This window comes from Serratia bockelmannii, assembly GCF_008011855.1.
GTDB lineage: Bacteria > Pseudomonadota > Gammaproteobacteria > Enterobacterales > Enterobacteriaceae > Serratia > Serratia bockelmannii.
In genome coordinates, this window is the sequence record NZ_VOUX01000033.1 from 424449 (window position 1) to 448942 (window position 24494).

At 58.9% G+C, this 24494-nt stretch carries 24 protein-coding genes; 8 read left to right on the forward strand and 16 right to left on the reverse strand.

Annotated elements, in window-relative coordinates; genetic code table 11:
* Positions 1–27 precede the first annotated feature (27 nt).
* Positions 28–693 (reverse strand): fructose-6-phosphate aldolase, encoded by a 666-nt coding sequence (gene fsa / locus FOT55_RS18505; RefSeq protein WP_049205488.1) that lies wholly within the window; start codon positions 691–693, stop codon positions 28–30.
* Positions 694–842: 149 nt separating this feature from the next.
* Here fsa and FOT55_RS18510 point away from each other — a divergent pair, with 149 nt between their 5' ends.
* The 4 genes from FOT55_RS18510 (at position 843) to osmB (ending at position 5475) form a co-directional block, all read left to right on the forward strand.
* Positions 843–1742, forward strand: coding sequence for a glycyl-radical enzyme activating protein (locus FOT55_RS18510; protein ID WP_049205489.1), 900 nt, complete (start codon positions 843–845; stop codon positions 1740–1742).
* Between the two features lie 4 nt (positions 1743–1746).
* The gene (locus FOT55_RS18515; protein ID WP_147823866.1) at positions 1747–4179 is read left to right on the forward strand and encodes a formate C-acetyltransferase/glycerol dehydratase family glycyl radical enzyme; all 2433 of its coding nucleotides are present in this window, start codon (positions 1747–1749) and stop codon (positions 4177–4179) included.
* A gap of 50 nt (positions 4180–4229) precedes the next feature.
* Entirely contained in the window at positions 4230–4976 is a 747-nt protein-coding gene (locus FOT55_RS18520) for a DeoR/GlpR family DNA-binding transcription regulator (protein ID WP_004930631.1), read from the forward strand.
* Between the two features lie 280 nt (positions 4977–5256).
* The gene (gene osmB, locus FOT55_RS18525) at positions 5257–5475 is read left to right on the forward strand and encodes an osmotically-inducible lipoprotein OsmB (protein WP_004945176.1); all 219 of its coding nucleotides are present in this window, start codon (positions 5257–5259) and stop codon (positions 5473–5475) included.
* A 190-nt stretch (positions 5476–5665) separates the two neighbouring features.
* Here the strand turns inward: osmB and yciH are convergent, their stop codons facing one another.
* Both yciH and pyrF read right to left on the reverse strand, forming a co-directional pair.
* Positions 5666–5992 carry a stress response translation initiation inhibitor YciH gene (gene yciH, locus FOT55_RS18530; protein ID WP_025303019.1) on the reverse strand — a complete coding sequence of 109 codons (327 nt, stop codon included), beginning with the start codon at positions 5990–5992 and terminating at the stop codon, positions 5666–5668.
* Positions 5993–6002: 10 nt separating this feature from the next.
* A complete protein-coding gene (gene pyrF, locus FOT55_RS18535; protein ID WP_187181960.1) occupies positions 6003–6731 on the reverse strand; it encodes an orotidine-5'-phosphate decarboxylase in 729 nt (242 codons plus the stop codon).
* A gap of 329 nt (positions 6732–7060) precedes the next feature.
* Between pyrF and bhsA the strand changes: the two genes are divergently transcribed.
* On the forward strand, positions 7061–7321 hold the full coding sequence (gene bhsA, locus FOT55_RS18540) for a multiple stress resistance protein BhsA (RefSeq protein WP_025303021.1): 261 nt from the start codon (positions 7061–7063) through the stop codon (positions 7319–7321).
* A gap of 171 nt (positions 7322–7492) precedes the next feature.
* Complete coding sequence (locus tag FOT55_RS18545) at positions 7493–7792, forward strand: Arc family DNA-binding protein (protein WP_147823868.1); 300 nt, start codon at positions 7493–7495, stop codon at positions 7790–7792.
* 61 nt (positions 7793–7853) lie between these two features.
* On the opposite strand, the gene lapB is transcribed toward FOT55_RS18545, so the two are convergent.
* The 11 genes from lapB to FOT55_RS18600 form a co-directional block, all read right to left on the reverse strand.
* The gene (gene lapB / locus FOT55_RS18550) at positions 7854–9026 is read right to left on the reverse strand and encodes a lipopolysaccharide assembly protein LapB (RefSeq protein ID WP_025303023.1); all 1173 of its coding nucleotides are present in this window, start codon (positions 9024–9026) and stop codon (positions 7854–7856) included.
* Positions 9027–9032: 6 nt separating this feature from the next.
* Entirely contained in the window at positions 9033–9335 is a 303-nt protein-coding gene (locus FOT55_RS18555) for a LapA family protein (protein WP_025303024.1), read from the reverse strand.
* Positions 9336–9627: 292 nt separating this feature from the next.
* On the reverse strand, positions 9628–10425 hold the full coding sequence (locus tag FOT55_RS18560; protein WP_060433167.1) for an SDR family oxidoreductase: 798 nt from the start codon (positions 10423–10425) through the stop codon (positions 9628–9630).
* The gene (locus FOT55_RS18565; RefSeq protein ID WP_060433168.1) at positions 10422–11945 is read right to left on the reverse strand and encodes an FGGY family carbohydrate kinase; all 1524 of its coding nucleotides are present in this window, start codon (positions 11943–11945) and stop codon (positions 10422–10424) included. The genes FOT55_RS18560 and FOT55_RS18565 overlap by 4 nt, the downstream gene beginning before the upstream one ends.
* The gene (locus FOT55_RS18570) at positions 11938–13002 is read right to left on the reverse strand and encodes an ABC transporter permease (RefSeq protein ID WP_025303027.1); all 1065 of its coding nucleotides are present in this window, start codon (positions 13000–13002) and stop codon (positions 11938–11940) included. Before FOT55_RS18570 ends, FOT55_RS18565 begins: the two co-directional genes overlap by 8 nt.
* A 10-nt stretch (positions 13003–13012) precedes the next feature.
* Positions 13013–14512 (reverse strand): sugar ABC transporter ATP-binding protein, encoded by a 1500-nt coding sequence (locus FOT55_RS18575; protein ID WP_060433170.1) that lies wholly within the window; start codon positions 14510–14512, stop codon positions 13013–13015.
* 9 nt (positions 14513–14521) lie between these two features.
* Positions 14522–15139, reverse strand: a complete 618-nt coding sequence (locus FOT55_RS18580) for a DUF2291 family protein (protein WP_049295736.1) — start codon at positions 15137–15139, stop codon at positions 14522–14524.
* A gap of 64 nt (positions 15140–15203) precedes the next feature.
* Positions 15204–16136 (reverse strand): D-ribose ABC transporter substrate-binding protein, encoded by a 933-nt coding sequence (locus FOT55_RS18585; RefSeq protein ID WP_025303030.1) that lies wholly within the window; start codon positions 16134–16136, stop codon positions 15204–15206.
* A gap of 63 nt (positions 16137–16199) precedes the next feature.
* Positions 16200–17000, reverse strand: a complete 801-nt coding sequence (locus tag FOT55_RS18590; RefSeq protein ID WP_025303031.1) for a GolD/DthD family dehydrogenase — start codon at positions 16998–17000, stop codon at positions 16200–16202.
* A gap of 9 nt (positions 17001–17009) precedes the next feature.
* Complete coding sequence (locus tag FOT55_RS18595; RefSeq protein WP_147823869.1) at positions 17010–17915, reverse strand: transketolase family protein; 906 nt, start codon at positions 17913–17915, stop codon at positions 17010–17012.
* 2 nt (positions 17916–17917) lie between these two features.
* Positions 17918–18721: a transketolase gene (locus FOT55_RS18600; RefSeq protein ID WP_147824221.1), complete on the reverse strand. Its 804-nt coding sequence runs from the start codon at positions 18719–18721 to the stop codon at positions 17918–17920.
* Between the two features lie 388 nt (positions 18722–19109).
* Between FOT55_RS18600 and FOT55_RS18605 the strand changes: the two genes are divergently transcribed.
* Positions 19110–19904: a DeoR/GlpR family DNA-binding transcription regulator gene (locus FOT55_RS18605; RefSeq protein WP_025303034.1), complete on the forward strand. Its 795-nt coding sequence runs from the start codon at positions 19110–19112 to the stop codon at positions 19902–19904.
* A gap of 22 nt (positions 19905–19926) precedes the next feature.
* On the opposite strand, the gene pgpB is transcribed toward FOT55_RS18605, so the two are convergent.
* The gene (gene pgpB / locus FOT55_RS18610; RefSeq protein WP_147823870.1) at positions 19927–20688 is read right to left on the reverse strand and encodes a phosphatidylglycerophosphatase B; all 762 of its coding nucleotides are present in this window, start codon (positions 20686–20688) and stop codon (positions 19927–19929) included.
* A gap of 279 nt (positions 20689–20967) precedes the next feature.
* On the opposite strand from pgpB, the gene ribA reads away from it, so the two are divergent.
* Positions 20968–21561 carry a GTP cyclohydrolase II gene (gene ribA / locus FOT55_RS18615; RefSeq protein WP_025303036.1) on the forward strand — a complete coding sequence of 198 codons (594 nt, stop codon included), beginning with the start codon at positions 20968–20970 and terminating at the stop codon, positions 21559–21561.
* Between the two features lie 56 nt (positions 21562–21617).
* Here the strand turns inward: ribA and acnA are convergent, their stop codons facing one another.
* Positions 21618–24290: an aconitate hydratase AcnA gene (gene acnA, locus FOT55_RS18620; protein WP_147823871.1), complete on the reverse strand. Its 2673-nt coding sequence runs from the start codon at positions 24288–24290 to the stop codon at positions 21618–21620.
* Positions 24291–24494: the final 204 nt, after the last annotated feature.

Here is a 24494-nt window from a genome sequence, read left to right on the forward strand (position 1 = left end):
GGCGCCGCGGCGCCCTTTTTACTGGTTTTAGCCTAACAGCGTTGAGCCGAACGCCCCCTGCCAATCCTGCTCGAACTTCTCGACCGCGGCCTGCACCGCCGGCGCACTGAGGAACTGCTCCGCCACATCCACCGGCAGCGTGATGGCCTGGCAGCCCGCCAGCAGGCATTCCAGCGCCTGGCGCGGTGTTTTGAAGCTGGCGGCCAGCACCTGCGCCGACGGCGCGTGCAGGCTCAGCAGCTGCTGCAGCTCGTGCACCATTTCAATACCGTCGCCGCCCTGCGCGTCAACCCGATTGACGTAAGGCGCCACATATTCCGCCCCGGCCAAGGCGGCCAACAGCCCCTGCCCGGCACCGTACACCGCGGTGCCCAGCGTCGGGATGGACATCGTTTTAAGCTTCTTGATCGCCGCCAATCCCTCCGCGGTTGCCGGGATCTTCACCACCAGCCCCGGTACCCGCTGGCTGAGCAGCGACGCCTCCGCCACCATGCGCTCCGCATCGGCCGCCATCACCTGCGCGAATAGCTTGCCGGTGCCGCCAAGGGCGTCGCGCAGCGCAGGCAGCACTTCCCAGATCGGCTTGCCTTCCTTCGCCACGATGCTCGGGTTGGTGGTGACGCCGTGCAGCGGCAGAATGCGCGCCAGGCGTTTTACCGCGGTCACATCGGCGGTATCGAGATAAAGCTCCATCACGGACTCCTGTGTCATGTTCTGTGGGCGGATTCAAACTCTGATCATCATAGGGCAAAAACCCCGTCAACTTTTGATCAAAATCAATTCAACTTTCATTCGAAAGATCTTTAATGGCGAAAGATTCAGCAACGCCAAACGGGTGATTCATGTTCTTCAATCTGCAGCGCTACTCGACCCATGATGGCCCCGGCATCCGCAGCGTGGTCTTTTTAAAAGGGTGCCCGCTGAGCTGCCGCTGGTGTCAGAACCCGGAAAGCCGCTCGCGCCACGCGGATCTGCTGTTTGACGAGCGCCTGTGTCTGAGCGGCTGTACGCTGTGCACCGAGCGCTGCCCACAAGGCCTGCTACGTGACGAGGGCGCACTGACGCTGCGGCGCGACGTCATCAGCGCAGACGACTACGCGGCGCTGGCCGCCGCCTGCCCAACCGGCGCGCTCAGCCTGTGCGGCAGCGTGGTCAACCCCGACGATATCATGGCCGAGGTGATGCGGGATAAGCCTTTCTACCTGCGCAGCGGCGGCGGTTTAACGCTGTCCGGCGGCGAACCCTTTATGCAGCCGGAAGTCGCGGCGGAGCTGCTGCGGCGCGGTCGCGAAGCCGGCATCCACACCGCCGTCGAATCCTGTCTGCACGTGCCGTGGCATTACATCGCCCCTTCGTTGCCCTGGCTGGATCTGCTGTTGGCCGATCTCAAACACACCGATGAAGCGCGTTTCAAAACCTGGACCGGCGGCTCGGCCCGCCGGGTGATGAACAATTTTCGCCGGCTGGCGGCGCACGGCGTGCCAATGACCGTGCGCGTACCGCTGATCCCCGATTTCAATGCCGATCGCCACTCTGTCCGCGCGATTGTCGACTTCGCCGCCGACGAGATCGGCGTATCGGAGATCCACTTTCTGCCGTACCACACGCTGGGCATCAACAAGTATCACCTGCTCGGCGAACCCTACCGCGCCGCCCGCACACCGCTGGACGCGCCCGATCTGCTGGCCTTCGCCGAAACGTACGCCGGCGCCAAAGGCCTGACCGCCATTTTGCGAGGATAACGCCATGACCACATTGGATTTGACCACCCTCAGCGCCCGTATTCAGGCGCATAAGAATGCGCTGATCCACATCGTCAAACCGCCGGTGTGCACCGAACGCGCGCAGCACTATACCGAGGCCTATCAGCAGCATCAGGATCGGCCGCTGCCGGTGCGCCGTGCGCTGGCGCTGGCCAACCACCTGGCGAAGCGCAGCATCTGGATCGCCAACGACGAGCTGATCGTCGGCAACCAGGCCAGCGAGCTGCGCGCCGCGCCGATCTTCCCCGAATACACCGTCGGCTGGATAGAAAACGAGATAGACCAGTTGGCAGACCGGCCGGGCGCCGGCTTCTCGGTCAGCGAAGAGAATAAGGCGATTTTGCACCGTCTGTGCCCCTGGTGGCGCGGCCAAACGGTGCAGGATCGCTGCTACGGCATGTTCACCGACGAACAAAAGGCGCTGCTGGCCACCGGCATCATCAAGGCCGAGGGCAACATGACCTCCGGCGACGCCCATCTGGCGGTCAACTTCCCGCTGCTACTGGAACAAGGCCTCGACGGCCTGCGCGAAAAAGTGAACGCGCGCCGCAGCCGCCTGCGCCTGACCGAGTGGGAAGATCTGCACAAAGCGCAGTTTCTCAACGCTATCGATATCGTGCTGACGTCGCTGAGTGAGCACATCCTACGCTTCGCACGCCTGGCGCGCGATATGGCGCAACGCGAAACCCGCGACTGGCGTCGCACCGAGCTGCTGGCTATCGCAGACAACTGCGACCTGATCGCCCATCGCCCGCCGCAAACCTTCTGGCAGGCGCTGCAACTGTGCTATTTCATCCAGCTGACGTTGCAGATCGAATCCAACGGCCATTCGGTTTCCTTCGGTCGCCTCGACCAATATCTTTATCCCTGGTATCGGCGCGACGTGGAGCTGGAGCAAAACCTGGCGCGGGAAGACGCCATCGAGCTGCTGCACAGCTGCTGGCTGAAGCTGCTGGAGATCAACAAGATCCGCTCCGGCTCGCACTCCAAGGCCTCCGCCGGCAGCCCGCTGTACCAAAACGTCACCATCGGCGGGCAAAAACGGGTCGATGGGCGGCCGTGTGACGCGGTCAATCCGCTGTCCTACGCCATTCTCGAATCCTGCGGCCGCCTGCGTTCCACCCAGCCCAACCTCAGCGTGCGTTACCACGCCGGGATGAGCGCCGATTTCCTCGACGCCTGCGTACAGGTGATCCGCTGCGGCTTCGGCATGCCGGCATTCAATAACGACGAAATCGTCATTCCCGAGTTCATCAAGCTGGGGGTCGAGCCGCAGGACGCTTACGACTACGCAGCCATCGGCTGTATCGAGACCGCCGTCGGCGGCAAATGGGGTTATCGCTGCACCGGCATGAGCTTCATCAACTTCGCCCGCGTGCTGCTGGCGGCGCTGGAACAAGGCCGCGACGCCACCTCCGGGCAGATCTTCCTGCCGCAGGAACAGGCGCTGTCCAAAGGAAACTTCGCCGATTTCGAACAGGTCTTAACCGCCTGGGATCGGCAAATTCGCTACTACACGCGCAAGTCGATCGAGATCGAGTGCGTGGTGGACAGCGTGCTGGAGGAGAACGCCCACGATATCCTCTGCTCCGCGCTGGTGGATGACTGCATTGAACGCGGCAAAAGCATCAAGCAAGGCGGCGCCAAATACGACTGGGTTTCCGGCCTGCAGGTCGGCATCGCCAACCTGGGCAACAGCCTGGCGGCGGTGCGCAAACTGGTGTTCGACCAAGGGGCGATCGGCCAGCAGCAGCTGGCGGCCGCGCTGGCCGAAGACTTCGCCGGACTGAATGGCGAACAGCTGCGTCAGCGGCTGCTCAACGCCGCGCCCAAATACGGCAACGATGTGGACGAGGTCGATCGGCTGCTGGTGCGCGCCTACCAAACCTACATCGAAGAACTGAAACAGTACCGCAACACCCGCTTCGGCCGCGGGCCGATCGGCGGCGGCTACTACGCCGGCACCTCGTCGATTTCGGCCAACGTGCCCTTCGGCGCCGCCACCCTGGCCACGCCGGATGGGCGCAAGGCGCACCAGCCTCTGGCGGAAGGCGCCAGCCCGGCGTCCGGCACCGACCACCTGGGGCCAACGGCGGTGTTCAATTCGCTCGCCAAGTTGCCAACCGAGGCGATCCTTGGCGGCGTGCTGCTCAATCAGAAGCTGAATCCGGCGACGCTGGACAACCCGCGCGATCGGGAAAAGCTGATGCTGATGTTGCGCACCTTCTTCGAGAGCTATCGCGGTTGGCATGTGCAGTACAACATCGTGTCGCGCGAAACGCTGCTGGCGGCGAAGCAACACCCTGACCAATATCGTGATTTAGTGGTTCGCGTAGCTGGCTATTCCGCTTTCTTTACCGCATTATCCCCTGAGGCGCAGGATGATATTATTGCGCGCACAGAACATACTCTTTAAACCTTTGACTCTTAGCGGCCGCGCCTTGGCGGCCGCATCATCAGGCCGATATGAATTTACGACAACAGACCATATTGCAGTTGGTTAACGATCGCCGGCGGATCAGCGTCAATGAGCTGGCGCGGGCCTCGGGCGTATCGGAAGTCACCATCCGGCAGGATCTCAACCTGCTGGAAAAACGCAGTTATTTGAAGCGAGTACACGGTTCCGCCGTGGCGTTGGAAAGCGACGACGTCGACGCTCGCATGATGTCCAATTTCACCCTCAAACAACGATTGGCACAGTACGCCGCGGCGCAGGTCAACGACGGTGAGACGATCTTCATCGAGAGCGGCAGCGCCAACGCCCTGCTGGCGCGCTACATCGCCGAACGCAAGCGTATTACGCTGATCACCGTCAGCCACTATATCGCCAACCTGCTGAAAGAAACCGACTGCGACGTGATTGTCCTCGGCGGCATGTATCAGAAGAAAAGCGAGACCGTGGTCGGCCCGCTCACACGGCTGTGCATTCAGCAGGTGCATTTCAACAAGGCGTTTATCGGCATTGACGGCTTTCAGGCCGAAACCGGCTTTACCGGCCGCGACATGATGCGCGCCGACGTGGTCAGCGCGGTGCTGGCCAAGGGCGTGGAGAATATCGTGCTGACGGACTCCAGCAAATTCGGCCAGATCCAACCCAACCCGCTGGCGCAGCCGGGGCAAATCAGCCGAGTGATCACCGATTCACGCCTGGCGCTGGAGTATCAGCATCAGCTGAAACGCCAGGGCGTACAGGTGGAGCTGGTCAACGAATAACGCGGGCCGCCACCGCACCTCTCGCGTCGCGCGGGCCACGCCGCGCGCCGTTTCCCTTGTGCAACGGGATTTTAAGACTATTTACCTGTTTATCCTTTCAGAGAAACCTATACTCAGTTTCGGTCACTTTTGGGCCGTAACCTGCTAATTATTCGGCCGTTAACAAAAAGTGCCATTTTTTATATCGATACTGTACGGGAATCAACAGCAGGCCTGATTTATGGTTAGCGCCTATACTTAGAGGGCACTTCCATATAGCCAATGCTAAGGAGAAGTCATTATGATGATTATCAATAAACGTTTCGCCACCGCCGCTCTGGCTCTGACTCTGGCATTTTCACTGAGCGCCTGTTCCAACATGTCCAAACGCGATCGCAACACCGCTATCGGCGCCGGCGCCGGTGCAGTCGGCGGCGCAGTGCTGACAGACGGCAGCGCGTTGGGCACGCTGGGTGGGGCTGCGGTAGGGGGCATCATCGGTCACCAGGTTGGCAAATAACCTTTCCGATGTTCCTCTGCCGACAGGCGGGCAAAAGCGCCGAGGCGCTTTGACGTATTAACCAGAATAACGATGATTTCAGGTCTGCTTTACTTTAAGTCTATGGTTCTTTCGCCGTTAACGGGCTAACTCCCGGCAGCAACAGCCTCAAGCCATGCCGCAGCATTGCACTGCGGCATGGCGATTCGCCTCAACCGCCCGCCAGTTTGACCTTCATGCCTTTGGCTTCCAGTAGCTGTTTGAGCAGATCGCGTTTATCGCCCTGGATCTCGATGATCCCGTCTTTCACCGAACCGCCGCAGCCGCATTTCTTTTTCAGTTCGGCCGCCAGTTTGTCGAGCGCAGCGTCATCCAGATCGACGCCGGTAATCAGGCACACGCCCTTCCCCTTGCGGCCGCTAGTCTGACGCTGGATGCGCACGATGCCGTCGCCCTTGGCGCGTTGCGGTTTAACGTCTTCCTGCTTGATGCGGCCGGTGTCCGTGGAATACACCAGGCGGCTGTTATCGTCATTCATCGGCGGTTCCTCAGGCCAAAGAGGCGCGGATCGCGCGCAGCGTCGCGGCCGGATCCGCAGATTGGGTGATCGGACGCCCAATCACCATGTAGTCCACGCCAGCGGCCTGCGCCTGCACCGGCGTCATAATGCGGCGCTGATCGCCCGCCGCGCTGCCTTCAGGGCGGATCCCCGGCGTCACCAGCTGGAAAGCCTGCCCGCAGGCGGCCTTCAGGCGCTGCGCTTCATGAGCCGAACACACCACGCCGTCCAGCCCGCAGTCGTGGGTCAGGCGCGCCAGGCGCTCGGCGTGTTCCGCCGGGCTGGCTTCGATACCAATGCCGCGCAGGTCTTCCGCTTCCATACTGGTGAGCACCGTCACGGCGATCAGCAGCGGCGCATCCGCCCCGAATGACGCCAGCGCTTCTTTAGCGGCGGTCATCATGCGCGCGCCGCCGCTGGCGTGGACGTTGACCATCCAAACGCCCAGCTCGGCCGCCGCCGCGACCGCATGCGCGGTGGTATTGGGAATATCGTGGAATTTCAGGTCAAGAAATACGTCGAAGCCACGCCCGTGCAGATCGCGCACCAGCTGCGGCCCGAACAGCGTGAACATTTCTTTGCCCACTTTCAGCCGGCAGTCTTGCGGATCGATACGGTCGGCGAACGCCAGCGCGGCATTCTTATCGGCGTAATCTAACGCCACAACGATTGGAGATGATTTTAAGTCATTGTTATTAGCGTTATTTTCAGACTTCATTTCTTCTACCTTCTGTAAAATAGACATAATCAGGGACTCACCCGCGAAACTGACCGCCGCATTCTACATGCCGGGGGCCAGAAATCCCAGCCGCAGCGCGCACCGGCGCTCTGTCATGTTACCTCTCACCTTTGTCATGGCGCGTCAACGAAAGCGCGTCAGCAATAAACCACGCAGCGTAAAACGCCGTAAAGATGCGTAAATTGTTAATCAGATATTTTGAATGACTTACTCAGCATTATCAGATTTTCAATTGGTACAGATGCTTTATTATTCACCACATCGGAAGCGAACGGCTTCCTTCCTTAATAAACAGACTGGAGTCACCTATGAAAACCATCAAATATTTTGCGGCCGCTGCCGCTATCGCACTGACCTCTTTCGCCACCTTCGCGGCTGAACCGATCAGCAGCCAGCAGGCCGATAGCCTGACTGCCACCGGCGTCGTTTCCGCAGGCCACGCGACCACCCTCAGCAGCCTGGAGAAAAAGCTGGCCGCTAAAGCGGATGCCCAGGGCGCCAGCAGCTACCGCATCATCTCCGCCGGTGGTAACAACATGCTGAGCGGCACCGCGGTCATCTACAAATAATGTTTCCGTACAGGGCCCGCTCGCTCGGGCCCTGCCTCTGTTTCCCGCCTGAAAAAACCGCATCTTGCTCGCCTTACACTGTTACAAAAATATTAAATTTTTATTACACACTAGACACCCGATCGCCAGTGGCTTAGCTTGAAGGCATCTTCCTGCAGAAAGGCTTTCAAAATGAGCGAGATATCGACACTTACCATTAAAATTCCTCTGGCACTGAAGGAAAAAATCCGCGCCGCCGCCGCTGAAAACGAGTTTTCATTGAGCGTGGAAGTGTGCCAGCGCCTGGAAAGCAGCTTCAGCGCCCCCGCCGCCAAGGCAGAAAAACCGACCAAAAAGGCGGATGAGCTGCACCACGGCGAGATCGACAATCAAAGCACCGAAGAAGAGATTGAACAGCCGCTTAGCCAGAAAGAGCTGAAGAAACTGCGTCAGCTGTTGAAAACCGGCACCAAAGGCGGCAAGAAAAAATAAACGATGAACGTAAAAAAACGGGGCGATGAATCGCCCCGTTTTATTTTGTCGCGCCGCCGCGTTATTGTCCGTCCAGACCGCGGATCGGTTTGACCGATGACCAGGCGCGGCACGACGGACAATGCCAATAGAGCGAGTGTGCGGTAAATCCGCACTTGTGGCAGCGGTAACGCGGCTTGGTGCGAATTTGCTCGCCGACCATATCGCGCAACAACAGCAGACTCTCTTTCGCACGGCCGTCTTCGGCGTCCGCCAGGTGATAATCCATCAACCGATAAAACACCCGCATAGTAGGATGACGCTGTAGCTGACGGTTGATATAGACCTGCACCACGTCGCGCCCTTCGTGCTGCTCGATGATCTCGGCCAACATCAGATCGGCGGTAGCGCCGGTGTTTTCTTCTACGCAGCGCTTAAGGAATTCAGCCCAGTTGTGCTGTTGTTCCGGCAGATGCGTGTAGCATTCCTGCAGCATCGGCAGCGTTTCGCTGACCAATTCTTTGTCCTGGCTCAGTACGCGCTGCAGCGACTCTGCCGCTTTGGCGTAGTCGTTTTGCGCCATGTAGATGCGCCCGAACATGATGGATACTCGTGCACACTGTTTATCGGCCGCGTCCGCACGCTTAAGTAAGCTCATCGCCCGATCGAGATCGTCACTGCCCATCGCCTGCAATGCCAGCTCACAGTAGAAATGCGCAATCTCGACGCGCTGTTTCTCTTTGCCCAGCTTGACCAGCTTTTCCGCCACGTCGATGGCTTTCTGCCAATCGCTGGTGGCCTGATGGATCACCAGCAACTGCTGCAGCGCCGATACGCGGAAATCCGCTTCGTCAGTCAACTGGCTGAACATGTCTTCCGCGCGATCGTACAGCCCGGCCGCCATATAGTCGCGGCCCAGCTGCTGTACCGCCAGCAGGCGCTGTTCGAAGGTCAGGGAAGCGCTTTCCATCAAAGCCTGATGGATGCGGATGGCGCGGTCGACTTCACCGCGCGAACGGAACAGGTTACCCAGCGTCAGGTGGGCTTCAACGGTGTTGCTGTCCTCTTTCAACATGTCGAGGAACAGATCGACCGCCTTGTCCTGCTGGTTGGAAAGCAGAAAGTTCACCCCTGCCACGTATTCGCGCGACAGGCGGTTGGCTTCTTGCTGTTTATCCTGCTGAGCGCTTCTGCGCCCCATGTACCAACCGTACGCGGCAGCCACGGGCAGCAACAGAAACAGCAGTTCTAACATAGAGGGTTATTCCTTGCTGACAACGGCCTGAGCCGCCGGTTCAGCGGGCTGCTCAAGCTGCAGCTCCAGCCTTTTGATCTTGCGCTCGGCGCGGCCCAGCGCAATGCGCGTGCGCAGGTAGAACAGGCCGCAAATGATCCAACCGAGAACGAAGCCGGCGCCAAACAGCGTGGCCAACAGGGTCGATACGCGATAATCGCCCTGCGCAACCAGATAGTTAAAATTGACCACCTGATCGTTATGCGCACCCAAAGTGACGGAAATCACGAAGATCACCAGAACCAACAAAAAAATCAGCAAATATTTCACATTCTTTCCCGCGATGCCGAGTGAATCGGATGAACGATGCCAAAACGTGGCGTCCCTAACCCTTAAGTTAGCATTTCCCGCTGCGGCAGGGAAACCCTGCGGCACGATAAAACCACATATCTGCTGGCATATTCGGCAGTAAACGGCTTTAGCGAACAAATTGATGAGAAAGCTTCTCAAAACGTCGAATTTATAAGGATATGGGGGCAACCGTGTGGATTGCAATGGCGGGAAAATGTAAGCGATTGATGCGGCGCCGATCCGACGCCGTGCTTTTTGTGACATCGTCACGTTAAGACATGATTAACCCGCCATCCACATTGATGGTTTGGCCGGTGATATAATCGGCATCATCTGAGGCAAGGAAGGCCACGAGACCCGCCACATCTTCGGGTTGCCCGGCACGCTTGAGCGGAATACCCGCCACCCACTCGGCCATCAACTCCCCTTTGCCGTAAGTTTTTTCCGGGCCGCTGAGAATTTCTCCCCAAACGCGGTCGTTATATTCCCACATCTCGCTTTCAATGATGCCGGGGCAGAATGCATTGACGGTGATGCCATGTGGCGCCAGCTCAAGCGCTAAACTCTGCGTAATGCCGATCACCCCCATTTTGCTGGCGGCGTAATGCGGTGTGTAAATAAACCCGTTACGCCCCTGGCCGGAAGAGGTGTTGATCAGGCGCCCCTTGCGCTGGCCGACCATATATTTAGCCGCCTCCCGGCAACAGAGCCAGACCGCCGTAGTATTTACCGCCAACACTTTCTCAAAATCGCTTTTGGGCATCTGGTCAAAACGATCGATAGTGATCACCCCGGCGTTCTGAATAGAAACGTCGATCGCGCCAAATCGCTCCCAGACCTGACGATAAAAATCAACTACCTGTGCTTCATCGGTAACGTCGAGGATGACCGGCAGCACCGCCACCCGATAACGCTGGCGCAGCGTTTCCGCCGCGGTCAGAATGCGCTCCGCATTCGATGCGATCGCCAGATTGGCACCCAAACTGGCGAAATGCTCGGCGATACCGGCGCCAATGCCGCGGCATGCGCCGGTAATCACCACGGTTTTCCCCGTGAAGTCACGATTCATGATTGTTCTCCTGTTATCAATGAGGCCGTCTGCGGCCGCCACAAGGTGCGCTGTACCGCCTGCCGCCACGCGCTGTAGTTTTCCTGCAGCTGGTGGTGGCGCTGCATATCGGGTTTAAACTCATCATGTTGAGGCAACAGTGCCGCCAGTTGCCGATCGGTAGCTCCCCACAGGCTGCGCATCGCCATCAACGCCGCCCCCAGGGCCGACAGTTCCGCCGTGTTGCTGCGCCACACCGGGCAACCCAGCAGATCGGCCTGAAACTGCATCAGCCAGTCATTGCGGCTGGGGCCGCCATCGGCCATCAGCCCCTGCAGCGCAAAACCCGGTTGTTGCCGCAGTACGCCGATCACATCGGCGATTTGATAAGCCACCGATTCAAAAGCGGCCCGCACCAAATGTTCTCGCCGCGTGCCGCGGCTGAGCCCGCAAACCACGCCGCGCGCCTGCTCATCCCACCAGGGTGCGCCGGCACCGGTTAGCGCAGGTACAAAATAGACGCCACCGCTGTCGGGCACGCGAACAGGCAGTTCACTCAACGGCGCTTCGTCCTCCGACGGCATGGCGGCGATATCCAGCATCCAGGCGATAGCGTCGCCGGTGTGGGGAATATTGCCCTCCAGTGCGTACTGCATACGTCCACCGTCATGCCAAGCGATGGTCGTTGCCAGAGCGCTCGTATCGCATTGCGCGTCGGCGATTGGCGCCATCACCGATGATCCGGTGCCATAGGTGGCTTTGACCTGCCCAGCCTGACCCAGCGCATGGCCATAAAGCGCCGCATGCGAATCCCCTACCATCGCAGCAATTGGAATGCCGTCGGCAATGCCGTCCAATCCCAACGTCGTACCGAACAGATGGCTGGAGGGATGGATCGTCGGCAGCGCCTGACGGGGAATATTGAACAGCGCCAGCATCTGCTCGTCCCAATCGCCGGAAACAAGGTTCAGCAGCTGAGTGCGAGCGGCGTTGGAGATATCGCAACCGAATGCCTGTCCTCCGCTCAACTGCCACAGCAGCCAGGCATCGATGGTGCCCAGGCACAGCTCGCCGTTCTCCGCCAGCCGTTGTCCCTCTTCGCAGTGATCGAGCAACCAGCGCATTTTCGACGCCGAGAACAACGGTGAAAGCGGCAAACCGGTGGCGCGACGCACTGCTTCCTCCTGCCGATCGCACCGCAGCCGTTCGCAGAAATCGGCGGAACGCGCGCATTGCCAAGTTAAGGCTGGCCCAATAGGCTGGCCGTTGGAACGCCGCCAGCCGATGGCGGTTTCACGCTGGTTGCTGATGGCGATACCGGCAATGCGGGATGATCCGGCCAACGCAATAGCCTCCCGCAACACCGCCAAAGAGGCCGCCAGCAAGGTCTCACCCCGTTGCTCCACCCAACCGGGCTGCGGCGTCTGCAACGTCAGTGGCCTGCTGGCTCTGGCGACGATCGTACCCTGCGCATCCACCACCACGGCCTTGGCGTTGCTGGTGCCCTCGTCCAACGCGACAATGCAATCCGCTTTAGCCATGGCTCACCTCAGCCAGCGGCTGCACCGCTTTTTTTTCCTGGCGCTGCATCAAAATGACCTTGCTCTGCAAACGCTGCTGGAACTGGTCAATCACCACGGCGGTGACGATCACCAGCCCTTTAATCACCATTTGCCAGAATTCGCTGACGCCCATCATCACCAAGCCGTCCGCCAGAAAAACGATCACAAAGGCGCCGATGATCGAACCGAATACCCTGCCGCGGCCACCGCTGAGCGCCGTACCGCCCAGCACCGTCGCGCCGATGGCGTCCATCTCGAACATATTGCCGGTCATCGGGTGCGCGGTTTGCAATTGAGAAGCGATGACCAATCCCACCAGCGCCGCACACAGCCCGGAAAACGCATAGACGAACATTTTCACTTTGACAATCGGCACCCCCGACAGCCGCGCCGCCGGCTCATTGCCGCCAATGGCATAGATATAACGGCCCAGCGGCGTTTTCTTGGTGAGATAGATCCCCAACAACACGATGGCCAACATCAGCCAAATCGGGTTGTAAATTCCCAGGAAGGTGCCAGACCCCAGGACAGCGAAACCGGTGTTGCCCAGCGCTTCCATGCCCACCAGATTGGGATAGGTTTTGCCGTCCGCCGTCAGCAACGCCGCCCCACGCGCCACGTACATCGCACCCAGGGTGCAGATGAATGGCGCAACGCCGAGCCGCGTGATCAGCGTGCCGTTGATCAAACCCAACAACACGCCCAACAGCGCCACCGCGCCGATCACTTCAAAAATGTTGAGAAACAGCCGATTGCCCTCCCACAGCGGGATACCGACGGTCAATAGCGCACCGGCAATCATCCCACACAAACCGGCCACCGCGCCGACCGACAAGTCGATGCCGCCGGTGAGGATCACCAGCGTCATGCCAACCGCCAGCAACCCGGTAATCGCCACGTGCTGCGTCATGATCAGCAGATTAGAGACGGTCAGAAAATTCGGCACCATGCTGCTGAAGAACAGCACCACCAGCAACAGGGCGATGAAGGTGCGCGCCTGCAGCAAATACATATACAACCGATACTTGGTTTGCATTGCCTTATCCTTATGCATGAGGGGTTGAGGCGCGGATCAGCGTTTCGCGATCGGCCCGTTCGCGCGGCAGATCGGCTGTCAGCTGCCCGTCCGCCATCACCATCACCCGGTCGGCCAGTGAGACCACCTCATCCAGCTCCGACGAAGAGAACATCACCGCCAGCCCCTGGCGCGCCATCGCACCAATCAGGTGGTAAACGTCCGTTTTGGCACCGACGTCAATTCCGCGCGTCGGCTCATCAAGAAACACCACCTGCGGCCCGGTCAGCAGCGCCTTGCCCAACACCACTTTCTGCTGATTGCCGCCGCTCAGGCTAGTAATTGGCAGCTCCCGGTCACTGACCTTGATCGCCAGTTTTTCGATCATGCCATCGACCAACGCACACTCCCCGGCCGACGCCAACGGCCGTAGCGCATTACGTCCCAGGCTGGCCAGGGTCATGTTGGCCTTGATCGACATCATCTGCACCAACCCCTCCGCCTGCCTGTCTTCCGGCACCAGCGCCATGCCCAACGCCATGCGTTGACGGAATCCCAGCCGCTCCACGCTTTTGCCATTAAGCAAAATGCGACCTGCCGTCTGACGCATCACGCCGTTGAGCACTTTGAACAGTTCGGTACGGCCGGCCCCCAACAGGCCATAAATGCCGATCACTTCCCCTTTGCGCAGTGAAAAACTGACGTCGTTAAGGCAATAGCCGCCGTTTTCACGCGGCAGCGTCAGCTGTTCGACCTTCAACACTTCATCCCCTTGTTCTGCCGCGCAATAATCAAAGTGCTTGCTCTTTTCCCCCACCATCTTTTCGATGATCCACGGAATGCTGACGTTACTGACCGGTTCGGCGGCAACAAAACGCCCGTCGCGAAACACCGTGATGCGATCGCCAATCTCCATCAGCTCTTCCAGTCGGTGAGAAATGTAGATGATGGTGACGCCGCGTTTTTTCAGATCGGCGATCACCCGAAACAGCGTGCGCACTTCGGCCTGACTCAGCGCCGACGTCGGCTCATCCATGATCAGCACCCGGGTGTCCTTCGCCAGGGCACGGGCAATTTCAACCAGCTGCTGATGACCGATACCGAGGCTGCCCAACGGCGTATGCGGATCGATATCCAACTCCAGCCGCTGCAGCAAGGATTTGGCCAGCTGATACTGATAGTCCACATTGATACGGCCGCGCTGGAAGAACTCGTTGGCCATAAAAATGTTGTCCATGACCGACATGTTGGGGAACAGGTTCAGCTCCTGAAAAATAATGCTGATCCCGAGCCGCTCCGCCTGCTGCGTGGAGGTTAACGTCACCGCTTTCCCCTCCAGCTCGATAGTGCCGGAGGACGGGGTTTCCACCCCCGCCAGCAGCTTCATCATGGTCGACTTGCCGGCGCCATTCTCGCCGATCAGCACGTTGACCTGGTTGCGAAACACTTGATAACTCACGCTATCCAACGCGGTGACGCCCGGATAGAGACGCGAAACGTTGCGCGTTTGAATAATGATCGGATCGCTCATCACGCCCCCTTAAGGTTGAATGCGCACCGGCGTGATCAACAGCGGCTCGGCAGGTGCCTGCCAGCTGCTGAATACGCCATACACGGTAATGTGGTCACCCACCTTGGGCTGGGATCCGGTCAGTTCGTCGATCGAAGCCTGGTTAATCGCCCTGGCAAAATCGCCGAACAGCGCTTGGTCATTGAAATCGCTGTAGCTCAGGCCGCGATAGCTGTCGCGTAACGCCGTACCGCGGTAGACCGGCCCGATCTGCACCTCCACGCTGCTGAGCGGCGCATCGGTCAGTGCGAGCGTTAATTTTCCGCTGCGCGAGCGGGTGTTGACCGCCGCAACTTCACCGCTGACCTTAACGTTGAAGTAACAAGGAAACTCCGGTTGAGCACGGTACCCCAGCAGGCCGCAAGCGCTGTCAAAATCCTTGGCCTGGGCGATCCGGGCGATCAGCTCGCCCAGCGGCTGCGCCGTTTTGACCACTTGCGGGGCGATTTTGCTGCGGTAAATCTCCGCTGCCTGCGCCACATGTGGATTCACCGGGGAGCGAAGCTCCGCCAGCTTTTTCTCCGAGACGATACGGCAACCGCTCAACGCCAGGACGACGATGAGGGTCAACGCAATGCGCATCGACATAACAACACCTCCGATCGCACCCCGCCGCCAGGACGGGGTGGTGAAAGACGCCGCTCAGCGCGGGTTACGGTTTGAAGTTGAAGTCACTGACCCGTTGCGCATTGTCTTTGCCGATCAGGATGCCACGGAACATCACGCGTTCCTTGCCGGTATAGCTGCCGGATTGGAAATAGCCGTCGAGGATTTCAACGCCCTGCGCAGCGATAGCCTGCGCCTGCAACATCACGCTGGCGTAGAGGTTGCCGTTGAGAATGGCGTCACGTTCATCGTTGCTGCCGTCGATGCCCACCACGGTGACATCCTGCCGGCCAGCGGCTTTCAGCGCCGCCACTGCGCCCAGCGCCACCGGTCCGTTGCCGCAGATCACACCTTTGATGTCCGGATGCGCCTGCAAAATGCTGTCCATGATGCGTTTCCCCTCCAGCAGATTACCCTTGGCATCCTGACGCGCCACGCTGACCATCTCAGGATATTGGTCGATCACGTTGTGGAACGACTGCGAACGCGTAACGCAGTTATTGTCCGCCAGGTTGCAGGTCAGCTCGGCGTATTTGCCGGTTTCCCCCATTTTTTCCACAAACTGGTTGGCGACGTCCGAGCCGGCCTGGAAGTTGTTATGGGTGATCTGCGCCAACGCCACGCCATCGACCGGGATCTCGCGGTTGATCAGCACCACTGGAATGCCGGCGTTTTTCGCCTGCTGTACGGCGGCGACGCTGGCCTGGGAATCGGCGTTATCCAAAATGATGCCCTGAACCTTACGGCCGATAACCAGGCTGATGAGCTCTCCCTGGCGCTTAACGTCTTCGCCGTGCGACAGCACCAGCGTCTGATAGCCGAGAGACTTGGCTTTGGCCTCGGCCCCCTTGGCTTCCGCGGAGTAATAAGGGTTGTCCAATGAGTTGACGAGGATGGCGATCGTGCCCTTTTCCGCCGCCATGGCAGAGGTGAAGGCAAAACCGGTGAGCAGGGTGAGGTAAGTGGCTATTTTTCTCATGATGGTGTTCTCTTATCGTTGTGTTGAACATCGTCTGGTGTTGGCGATCGCTGCGGTTGCCGCTTACCAAATGGTAAAACCGCCGTCGATCATCAGGTCCGCGCCGGTAATCATGTCGCTGCCGTTGCTGGCAAAAAACAGGATCGCCGCCGCGATTTCATCGGTATAAGCAAAACGCCCCAGTGGGATCAGCTTTTTCATCGCCTCGCCCTTTTCGCCTCGCCAGGCTTTCTCTCCCATAGGCGTCAGCACCACGGTGGGCGATAACGTATTGACGGTGATGCCGTGCGGCGCCCACTCTTTGGCCATCACCTTGGTCATGCCCAGCAGCCCCGCCTTGGCGGAGGTGTAAGCACAGTGATCGTCAATGGCGATGGAGGCCGCCTGCGACGCGATATTGATGATTTTTCCGCCGTGACCGGCGGTTATCGCGCGGCGCGCCAGTTCTTGCGAACATAGAAAAGGTCCGGTGAGGTTGACCGCCAAATGGCGCTGCCACTCCTCAAGCGTGACCTCCGTCGCCGGCTGCAAATTAACGTAGCCGGCGCAGTTGACCAGGATATCGAGCCGGCCAAAGCGCCGCTCAGCCGCGTTGAAGGCGGCAGCCACCGAGTCGGGTTCGGTCACGTCGCACACCTGACAGAACACCTGTTCATCGCCCAACTCTCGCAGCGCTGCCGCGGCCTTGTCTTGTTCAAAGGCCGGATACATCAACACCAGGCGCGCGCCCTTTTCCAACAGCAGGCGATTGGCTGCCATCGCGATGCCGCCCAAACCGCCGGTGATTACCGCAACCTTCCCTGCCAGCGACATCCGGCTATCGACACCGTAGCGTAAATTAACGTCATATTCGTTCCGCTCCATCGCATCCCCCTATTGCGTTAACTGTGCGTGCAATCCTGCCGCATCGATGGCGTATTGCCGCCGCAGCGCCGCCCGGCTGCTGCTGTGGGTAAATTCGTAAGCCGGCATGCCCAGCGCGGTAAACGGCCGCGGCAGCTGATGCCGCAGCAACAATTCACCGATGATGGTGCCTAAACCACCGCTGAGCGCATGCTCCTCCATGGTCAGCACCCGGCGGTGCGAGCGCATTAGCGCCACTACCGCCGCCTCATTGAGTGGCCAGAGCGAAGGGAGAGAGACGATGGTCGGGTTGTCGCCCAATTCCAGTACCTTCATCGCCTCATGCGCTACCGTCCCGAGACAAAACACCAGGCTATCGGTCCCCTGGTGCAACACCTCCGGCTCTCCGGGACGGAAATGATAGTCCGCGTTCAATACCGGCAACTTGTCGCTGTCCATACGGATATAGGCTGGGCCGGGTTGTGCGATAACATAACGGACAATCTCTGCCGCTTGCCGCGCATCCGCAGGCGCATAGACGCAGAGATTGCCCAGCGTGCGGGCAATGGCGATATCGTTCATGCAATGGTGCGTCGCCCCCAGCGGCCCATAGCCGAATCCGGCATTCAGGCCGAGCATTTTCACGTTGGTCTCCGTGTAGCAAACATCGTTTTTCATCTGTTCGTTAGAACGAGCGAAAAGGAAAGGTGCCGCGTTGGCGGTAAAGACCGTGCGGCCGCTGAGCGCCATGCCGGCGGCCATGCCTACCATGTTCTGCTCGGCGATACCGACGTTCACCACCCGCTCCGGATAAGCCTGCTCAAAGGGCGCGATTTTCGACGTGGACGTGGAATCCGCCACCATCACGCTCAGATCCGCACCCGCCCGTTGCTGTTCGATCAACGCCGTTACCACCGCATCGCGTAAATCCTGCATGTTTACCCCTCCAGTTCCGCCAGCGCCTGCGCCAGCTGTTGTTCGTCCGGTACCGCGTGATGCCAGGCGGCAACGTTAGCCATAAACGACACGCCGTGCCCCTTTTCGGTATTGGCCAAAATCACTCGCGGCTTGTCCTGGCTCGGGCGTTGGATCGCCGCCACCAGCGCCGCAGGATCGTGGCCGTCACATTCCAGAGTTTCAAAGCCGAAAGCGCGCCATTTTTTCGCCAACGGTTCCAGCGGCATGATGGCCTCTGTCTTTCCCGCCAGCTGCAGCCGGTTGCGATCGACGATGGCAATCAGGTTATCCAGCTTAAATTTGCTGGCCGCCATCGCCGCCTCCCAATTGGAACCCTCTGCCAGTTCGCCGTCGCCCAGCAACACGAAAGCGCGGCGATGCGCACGCCCCGCCAGCTTGTTGCCCAGCGCCAGCCCCACGCCGATCGGCAGCCCATGCCCCAAACCGCCAGAGTTGATCTCCACCAGCTCCGGCAGCTTCTGCCGCACCGGATGCCCGGCCAACAAGGTGTCGTCGCCCATGAACTGATCGAGCACCGCAGGATCCAGCAAGCCCATCGCCGCGCAACTGCAGTAGAAACCGCCGGCGCCATGCCCTTTAGACAAAATGAACCGATCCTGATCAGGCCGGGCATTGCTGCGATCCATCACCGCCATATACAAGGTGCAGATGATGTCGATCTCCGACAGATCGGCGCCGGTATGGCCCTTGCCTGCCTTATGGTTCATGGTCACCACATATCGGCGCGCCTGGCGTGCCGTGTTTTTAATCGCCTGAAAGTCCATCGTCACCTCTGCATAAGCGCCCTGATTATCGTTATCGCATCGAAATTGATCCGTTAACTCGCCATTGATTTTCGAATGGAAATCATATGCAGCAAAAACGATAATTAATGTGGGCAAGATCAAATTTCAAGCAAAAGCGCTTACCAGACAATCAAATAATCAATAAAAACCAATAAATAACAATAATATAAAGTAAAATCACCGAATTTGATTTAGTTTTTACCGTTGATTTCATTGGACCCCATTGATTTTCGAACAAAAACCAATGCAGTTTATCCGTGGCTTTATCAATAATCGCGAGCTAAAATTCAGCGCATCAATAAGGAGTTGCCGTAGCAAACCGCGTGGCGGGAACTGACAGGTACTGATAGGTGCAGGAGTCTTTCGATTGAAAAGCAAAAGCGAACAGCTGGCGGAAATGCAGCAACGGCGCGAAAAGATCCTCGACATGATCCGCGAAGACGGCTCGGCGACGGTCAAAATGCTTACCGATACCTTCAAGCTGACCGAGGCGACCATTCGTACCGATCTGCGCGTCCTGCAGCAGCAAGGCTATGTGCAGCGCTTCCACGGTGGTGCAACCCTGGTTGATGGCAAGCAAAATACTCATGCCATGCTGCTGGAACGCCAGGTTAACCTGACCGCCAAAGATCGCATCGGCAAGCTCGCCGCCGGTTTTATCGAACCCGGCGACACCATCATTCTTGATTCGGGCACCACCACCACGGCTATCGCCAATCACCTGAATCACATAAAGAAACTGTCCGTTATCACCACCGGCGTCAATATTGCACTGCAGCTGGGCGGCGAACCGGGCGTGAATATTTTGCTGACCGGGGGCTCATTCAAATTCCCTACGCTCTCCACCTCCGGGGACAAAGCCGCCAGCTTCTTCGAAAACGTGCTGGCACAAAAGCTGTTCCTCGCGACGGCCTGCATCTCGCCCCGCCACGGCCTCAGTTTCCCAAGCGAAACCGACATCAAACTGAAAATGGCGATGATCAATGCAGCCAACACGGTGTATGTGGTGGCCGACTCAAGCAAGATCGATAAGGTTTCAATGTTTGCGCTGCCTTGTGACTGGCAGCATATCGACTATTTGATTACCGACAACGGAATTGGCGATTCCGCACTGCAGGCATTTGAAAAGGTAGGCGTTAAGGTCTTGGTGGCAGGCGCCTGAACGGCGCCTGTGAAAGAAGTGATTATTCCGGCTTGCGCGCCGCGATTTCCTGCTGCTCTTGCGGCGGCGGCGTCAGCGGACCGAACCAACGCTGCGCCAGCCAGCAGGTGATCACCACCAGCAACCAACTGATCAACGTGGCCATTGCCAGATCGCGCGGCCAGTGCATACCCAGCAGCAGACGGCTGCCCATCACACCCGTTGCCCACACCATCAGCAGCGCGACAGTTTTATAATGGCGGCGCGGCCACAGCAGCCCTACGCCCAACAGTGCCCAGGTGGCGGCGAACATCGTATGCCCCGACGGGAAAGCGAAGCCGGTTTCAAACTGCCAGTGCTTGCGCAGCCAGTTCGGCACCAGCGTCTGGTCTTGCAACTGCTCGCGCACCAGCGCGCTGCGCTCTTTGCGCTGCAGCGAATAGAAATATTTCCCGTCCACACCGTGGGTTTGCTCGAGCCATACCACAAACGGTCGCGGTTCTTGCACCCGATCCTTGATCAACGATTTGACCCCCTGCCCAATCACCAACGCGGCGGAAAGCAGGATTGCCAGACCGATGGCCGCCTTCAACCGAAAGCGCAGGCACCACAAAAACCAGCCGCAAAGGATAGCGCTGGTCAGAATACCCCACGGCGAGGTCACGGTTTCGGTCACCCAGTACAGCGCTTTGAGCAGCCGATCATTGCCGCCGGGCTGCCAGTGCCAGCCGGATGCCCATACTACCAGCGGCATCAACAGCAGCAGCAGCGCGCCGCCCGCCGTACGCTTCGCTATCTCATACATTCCCGTTTTCCTCTGCGTGAATCAGTCTGCAGTGTAACAAGAGTGCAATATTGATAACACACGAAAAATTAAACAGATAGGCAACCTATCGCAATAATAGGTGGTCAGAAAACGCCATCTGCTGGTTTGCTGAGCACCGCCCGGCAAGAAGTTGTGGCAAAATAGCCGATAATTAACGAAATAGAGATCGGCGTAGCACGTTTTAGTCTTGGTCAATTCACTGAACCGGACTTAGGATGCGCGACAATGATTGAATCGTAGGTTTTTGTGGAGAATGACATGCAGCTTAAACGGGTGGCAGAGGCTAAACTGCCGACACCTTGGGGCGATTTCCTGATGGTAGGATTCGAAGAACTGGCGACCGGGCATGACCATCTGGCACTGGTATTCGGTGATATTTCCGGCGAAGTGCCGGTACTCGCACGCGTGCATTCCGAATGTCTGACCGGTGACGCCTTATTCAGCCTGCGCTGCGACTGCGGTTTTCAACTCGAAGCCGCACTGGAACAGATCGCCGAAGAAGGCCGCGGCATCCTGCTTTATCATCGCCAGGAGGGCCGCAATATCGGCCTGTTGAACAAGATCCGCGCCTATGCCCTGCAGGATAAGGGCGCAGACACCGTGGAAGCTAACCATCAGCTCGGCTTCGCCGCCGACGAGCGCGACTTCACCCTGTGCGCCGATATGTTCAAACTGCTGGGCGTCGACGCGGTGCGTTTGCTGACCAACAACCCGAAAAAGGTCGAGATCCTGACCGAAGCCGGTATCAATATCAGCGAGCGCGTGCCGCTGATCGTCGGCCGCAATCCGAAGAACGAACGCTATCTGGCCACCAAGGCCGCCAAAATGGGCCATTTGCTCGACCAGAAGTGATCGCTACCGCGGTGGAAACAATCAGGGCGCCTCGCGGCGCCCTTTTTATTGCTTAATTACAGCATTTTCCTGATCACATAGTGCAGGATACCGTCGTTTTCGTAGTAGGTCAGCTCATTGCCGGTATCGATGCGGCAACGGGTGTCGACCACTTCCTTGCGCCCGTCGGCATAGGTGATATGCACCGGCACCGTCTGGCCCGGCTGCAGCTGTTGCAGTCCGCCAACGCTGATCTGCTCATCCCCGGTCAGCCCCAGGGTTTTGCGCGTCACCCCTTGCGGGAACTCCAGCGGCAAAATCCCCATGCCAATCAGGTTTGAGCGGTGAATGCGCTCGAAGGATTCGGCTATCACCACCCGCACGCCCAGCAGGCGCGGCCCCTTCGCCGCCCAGTCGCGACTGGAGCCGGAACCGTACTCTTTACCGGCGATCACCGCCAGCGGCACTTTCTCCTGCTGGTACTGCATGGCGGCGTCGTAGATAGATAGCTGCTGTTGCGACGGAATATGGCGGGTATAGCCGCCTTCGACGCCCGGCACCATTTCGTTGCGAATGCGGATGTTGGCGAAGGTGCCGCGCATCATCACTTCGTGGTTGCCGCGGCGTGAACCGTAGGAGTTAAAATCCTGCGGCGCCACGCCGTGCTCGCTCAGATAACGCCCCGCCGGGCTGTCGCGCTTGATGTTACCCGCCGGCGAGATGTGGTCGGTGGTCACCGAGTCGGCCAGAATCGCCAGAATGCGCGCGTCCTTGATGTCCTGCACCGGGTCCGGCTTCACCTTCATGGTGCTGAAGAACGGAGGATGGCGGATATAGGTAGAATCCTCCTGCCATTGATAAGTCGCCGAACCGGTCACCTGGATCGCCTGCCAGTTGGCGTCGCCGTCGAACACTTCGCCATATTCCTTGTGGAACATCTCGGTGCGCACTTCTTCCACCGCCTGAGCGATGTCCTGGCTGCTCGGCCAGATGTCCTTCAAATAGACCGGCTGACCGTCATTACCCTCGCCCAGCGGCTCTTTGGTCAGATCGATCTTCATGCTGCCCGCCAGCGCATAAGCCACTACCAGCGGCGGCGAGGCCAGCCAGTTGGTTTTCACCAGCGGGTGGATGCGCCCTTCGAAGTTACGGTTGCCCGACAGCACCGCGCCCACGGTCAGATCGCCCTCTTTGATCGCCTGCTCGATGGGATCCGGCAGCGGCCCGGAGTTGCCGATACAGGTGGTACAGCCATATCCCACCAGGTTGAACCCCAGTTCTTCCAGATAGGCGGTGAGTTTGGCACTGTCAAAGTAGTCGGTCACCACTTTGGAACCCGGCGCCAGCGAGGTTTTTACCCAGGGTTTGCTGCGTAGCCCTTTCTTGACGGCGTTTTTCGCCAGCAGGCCGGCCGCCATCATGACGCTCGGGTTGGAGGTGTTGGTGCAAGAGGTGATCGCCGCGATCACTACCGCGCCGTCGCGCAGTTCGTGCTGCTGCCCGTCCAGCGTGAAGGTTTTGCTGTCGGTATTGGCCTTGTGTCCCCCGATATCCAGCTCGGTGGCGGCCTTGAACGCCTGCGGCACATTCGGCAGCGCAACGCGATCCTGCGGGCGCTTTGGCCCGGCGAGGCTGGCTTCCACGGTTGACATGTCCAGCGCCAGCGAGCTGGTGAAGACCGGTTCATCACCCGGGTTGCGCCACATGCCCTGCGCTTTGGCGTAGGCTTCCACCAGCGCGATTTGTTCGGCGCTGCGGCCGCTGAGCTTCATATAGCCGAGCGTAACGTCATCCACCGGGAAGAAACCGCAGGTGGCGCCGAACTCCGGCGACATATTGGCGATGGTTGCCCGGTCCGCCAGCGGCAGATCGGCCAGCCCATCGCCGTAAAACTCGACGAACTTGCCGACCACGCCATGCTTACGCAGCATTTGAGTCACCGTCAGCACCAGGTCGGTGGCGGTAATGCCCTCGCGGAGCTTGCCGGTCAGCTTAAAGCCGACCACGTCCGGGATCAGCATCGACACCGGCTGGCCCAGCATCGCCGCTTCCGCTTCGATGCCGCCGACGCCCCAGCCGAGGATACCCAGGCCGTTGATCATGGTGGTGTGGGAATCGGTGCCCACCAGCGTATCGGGATAAGCCACGCGGCGGCCGCTTTCGTCGCTGTGCCAGACCGTTTGGCCGAGGTATTCGAGGTTGACCTGGTGACAGATGCCGGTGCCCGGCGGCACCACGCGGAAGCGGTTGAAGGCTTTCTGCCCCCAGCGCAGGAAGGTGTAGCGCTCGTGGTTGCGCTGCATTTCGATACGCACGTTGTCTTCGAAGGCGTTATCGTCGCCAAATTCATCGACGGTAACCGAGTGGTCAATCACCAGATCCACCGGCGACAGCGGATTCACCTGGTCGACGTTGCCGCCCAGTCGCCGTACCGCTTCGCGCATCGCGGCCAGATCCACCACCGCCGGAACGCCGGTAAAATCCTGCATCAGCACGCGCGCCGGACGGTAGGCGATCTCACGGTCAGCATGGCCGGTTTGCAGCCAGGCGACGATGGCCTTGAGGTCATCAACCTGCACGGTATCGCCATCCACATGGCGCAGCAGGTTTTCCAACAGCACTTTCATTGATTTCGGCAACCGGTCGATATCACCCAGCTGCTTTGCCGCCAGCGGCAGACTGTAATAGTAATATTCGCTATTCAGCGCAACCAGCTTATCCATACTTGTTTCACGAAGATCGGACGACATAGCTCCTCCATTTCTTATTGTGACTAAAACAGGGTAATCAGTGAGGTCTTGTTTAAAGATACCACAAAGATAAGTTAACGTTTTGATAACAACACGATTTGATCACAACGATAGGTGGGAACAATCAGCGGGCAACATGTGGCGGTGACTCAATTACTTAATAGAATGTGCCCTATGGTCTCTGACAGGCCTTCAACAACATGC